Source organism: Methylomagnum sp. (assembly GCF_054333355.1).
This window is the reverse complement of sequence record NZ_JBTEKS010000434.1, coordinates 1-3479: the sequence shown is the minus strand read 5'-3', so window position 1 is coordinate 3479 and position 3479 is coordinate 1. Positions and strand designations below refer to the sequence as shown.

4 protein-coding genes are annotated in these 3479 nt (G+C 61.9%); 2 read left to right on the top strand and 2 right to left on the bottom strand.

Annotation, left to right across the window (positions count from 1 at the left end):
• Both ACXWUF_RS20645 and ACXWUF_RS20640 read left to right on the top strand, forming a co-directional pair.
• Window positions 1-634: exosortase C-terminal domain/associated protein EpsI (locus tag ACXWUF_RS20645; protein WP_458496440.1), on the top strand; the 634-nt coding region annotated here is incomplete at its 5' end.
• A 13-nt stretch (window positions 635-647) separates the two neighbouring features.
• Entirely contained in the window at window positions 648-2279 is a 1632-nt protein-coding gene (locus ACXWUF_RS20640; RefSeq protein ID WP_458496439.1) for a glycosyltransferase family 4 protein, read from the top strand.
• Between the two features lie 67 nt (window positions 2280-2346).
• On the opposite strand, the gene ACXWUF_RS20635 is transcribed toward ACXWUF_RS20640, so the two are convergent.
• Together ACXWUF_RS20635 and ACXWUF_RS20630 are read right to left on the bottom strand one after the other, a co-directional pair.
• A complete protein-coding gene (locus ACXWUF_RS20635; RefSeq protein WP_458496438.1) occupies window positions 2347-3102 on the bottom strand; it encodes a CpsD/CapB family tyrosine-protein kinase in 756 nt (251 codons plus the stop codon).
• A gap of 87 nt (window positions 3103-3189) precedes the next feature.
• Window positions 3190-3479 (bottom strand): PEP-CTERM sorting domain-containing protein (locus ACXWUF_RS20630; RefSeq protein ID WP_458496437.1); only part of this gene is annotated, 290 nt, incomplete at its 5' end.

Genomic DNA, 3479 nt, shown 5'->3' with positions numbered 1-3479 from the left:
CTGGGCCGTGGGGTTGGTGTTAGTGGCGGGGCTGGGTGTTTCGTTGCCCATCGAGCAACGCCAGGAAGTCGTGCCGCCCCGCCAAGATTATTTGGATTTCCCCATGCGCTTGGGTGATTGGCAAGGGCGGCGCGGCACCATTGAGCAAAAGTATATTGATGTACTCAAATTCGATGATTATGTCATAGCGGATTACGCCCGCTCCACAGATGCGCTGCCGGTGAATTTTTATTCCGCTTATTACAACTCCCAGCGCAAGGGCGAATCCATCCACTCGCCGCGTACCTGTATGCCCGGTGGCGGCTGGGAAATTCAAAGCCTGGAGACGATTATCCCGGCAGGATTTGAGCAAGCCGGTGGCGCTTTCAAGGTGAACCGGGTCATTATTCAGAAAGGCTCCGACCGGCAATTGGTGTATTACTGGTTCCGGCAGCGGGGCCGGGATATCACCAATGAATATATGGCGAAATGGTATTTGTTATGGGACGCCATCACCATGAACCGCAGCGACGGTGCCTTGATCCGGCTGACCACCTATGTGCCTGAGCGCGAGAAAATCGACACCGCCGAGCGGCGGCTGGTGGAGTTTCTCCATCAGGTCGAACCCGCGTTGAAAAGGTTTATCGCCGATTAGGCGTGAGTAATCCATGCAGCTATTTATTCTGTTTTTAACCGCCCTGTTCATCGCCATGGTGACGGTGCCGCTGTTGATGAAACTGGCGGTGCTATGGCGGTTTGTTGACCTGCCCAATGAGCGCAAGGTGCATACCTCGGCGATACCCAGGGTGGGCGGCATCGGCATGGTGTTCGGCACGGTGGTGACGGTTCTGTTATGGTTGGATATTGATCCGGGCCTACGCATGATCCTGTTGGGAATAGGGCTGCTGAGTATCTTCGGCATCATGGATGATCGGCTCGATTTGGATTATCGGCTGAAATTCTTGGGCCAATTCCTGGCGGTATTCATCGTGGTTTATTTCGGCGACGTGGTCATCCGGCGAGTGGAGTTATTCGGCGCAGATTATTTGCCGGATTGGATCGCTTATCCGCTGACGGGATTCTTTCTGCTCGGCACCACTAACGCGATGAATCTTTCCGATGGCTTGGACGGGTTGGCGGCGGGACTGAGCGTGCTGAGCCTGGCGGCGATTGCCTATTTGGCGGAATTGGCGGGCGGCGAGGCGATTGTCGCGGTGGCGGTGGCGACGATGGGCGCGATATTGGGATTTCTCCGGTATAACACCCATCCGGCGGTGGTTTTCATGGGGGATACCGGCAGTCAATTCCTGGGGTTTTCGGCGGGGGTTTTCGCGGTATTGGTGACACAGGAGGTGAATACCGCCATCGGCGGCACGCTGCCCTTGCTGATACTGGGATTGCCGGTGGTGGATACCTTGCTGGTGATGGGCCACCGCATGGCGCGGGGGGGGTCTCCCTTTAAGCCCGACCGTAACCATTTTCATCATAAGCTGTTATCCCTGGGCTTCGACCATTACGAGTCGGTCCTGGTGATTTATGCCTTGCAGGCGCTGTTCATATTGCTGGCCTGCTTTCTACGCTATGAATCGGACGCCATGATTCTGGGGGTTTATGTCGCGCTGTTCGTGCTGATCGCGGCGTTTTTCCCCATCTCACAAGGCTTGCAGTGGCGGCTTCGACGCTTGGCTCTGGGCGGGAAATCACCGCTGACGCTGGCCCTTGAGAACCTGACGGGCAAGCCCTGGCTGGAACGGGCCATATTTCACAGCGTGGTGTTCTCGGTGGTGGCCTTGCTGCTGGCGGGGACGGTCGCCAGCCCAGAGGTGGGCACGGATGTCGGGGGATACTCGGCGGCGGTGTTGGTGGTTTGGATGGCGGCGTGGTTGACGCGGTGGCGGCGGCTGGCGGCGGCGGAACGACCGGCCTTGTATTCCTGTGTGATTCTGGCGGTCTACCTGATCGGCATCGGTGGCCCGGCCCGGCCCGCGCTGGAAGACTTTTGCCATTACTTGGTGGTGGCGTTGGCGGTGGTGGTGGGGCTGGGCATGCGGTTGTCGCGGCGCTATTTCAGCGTGACGCCCTCGGATTTTCTGGTGCTGTTCGTGCTGGTGGCGGCGGCCAGTCTGCCGGTGTTTTCCGGGGTGAACTACGCCCGGTTGGCGGTGCGGGCGGCGGTGGTGTTGTATGGCGTGGAATATGTGCTGCGGCGGCTGGATGGGCCGTCGTTGCCATTGCGCGGCGGGGCAATGCTGGCTTTGGCGGTGGTGGCGGTGCGGGGGCTGGGGATGGGGATGGGTTAGTGACGGGGAGGTTAAAAGCCCCGCGTGAAAGTTTGGTTGGCGCGGGCTGAAGCCCGCTCCCACCCGCTTAATCCCCGGCCGTTTCCGCGTCGTTCAGCACGGTGCCGATGATGGGAATCCCCGGAATCTGCGCCAGCGTTTGAGCGAGCGCTTCCTGGCCGGTGCGGCCCGCGCCCGTCACCATCAGCAAAGCGTCGAGCCGGGGCGCGAGGGCCAGCGCGTCGGCGGTGTGCCAGTGGGGCAGGTCGAAGATCACTAGGCGATCCGGGTAGCGGTGCTTGAGTTCTTCCACCAGTTTGGCGGTGCCGGGCGACGACAACAATTCGGCGGACCCCGGCAGGGATCGGTTGCCCGGCAGCAGCACGAAGCGGTCGATGCCCTGCGGGTGGACCAGGATTCTTTCCACCGCCACGCCGTCCAGCAGGTGGTCGCCCAAGCCATGGGCGGGGTCGATGCCAAAGTAATGGTGCAGGCTGGGCTGGCGCAGGTTGGCGTCCACCAGCAGCACCGTCTGGGTCACTTCCAGGGCCAGACTCAGGGCCAAGTTGGCGGCCACCAAGGATTTGCCCGCCCCGGCATTGGGGCTGGTGACGCCGAGGGTGGTCCAGCCATTTTCCCGCATCCGTTGCAGCACGCGGGTGCGCAACACCTTGTAGGCGTCCACGTAAGGGCCGGGCTCCAGGCCAGCGATGAGCCTCTGGCGGCGGAGGAACCCCCGGTCCACGGGGACGGAGCGGGTCTGGGTGTACTCGATGCGGGCGATGGTCCCGGTGGCGGGCATGGACTCGGCGCGGCGTGGGGCGGAGGTGGCGGCGGTTTGCATGGGTTGGGTGGGGCTGCATAAAACGAAAACCCCCGAACCGGCCATTCCGCTGGGTTGGGGTCGGTTCGCGGGCAAGGGTTGGAAAGTTCAGGCGGCGCGTTTCCGGCACAGGCCAGCCAGACCCAGGCCGAACAGGGCCAGGGTGCCCGGCTCCGGGACGGGCAGGGGTGGCGGAATCAGCGGGAATTCAGTCTGGACTTGGCTCCAGGTTTGAACCTCCACGGACGTGAAGCCCAGGATGTCCAGCGCCCAGTGGCCGTCGCGGTCGTTTCCAGCGTAGTCACAGAAGAATCCTTGCGAACACCCGAAGGCCGCGCTTGGATTGCCCGCCTCGTCATCCCAGCCGAAGCCGTCGCCGAGGTAGTCGTCGCCGTAGT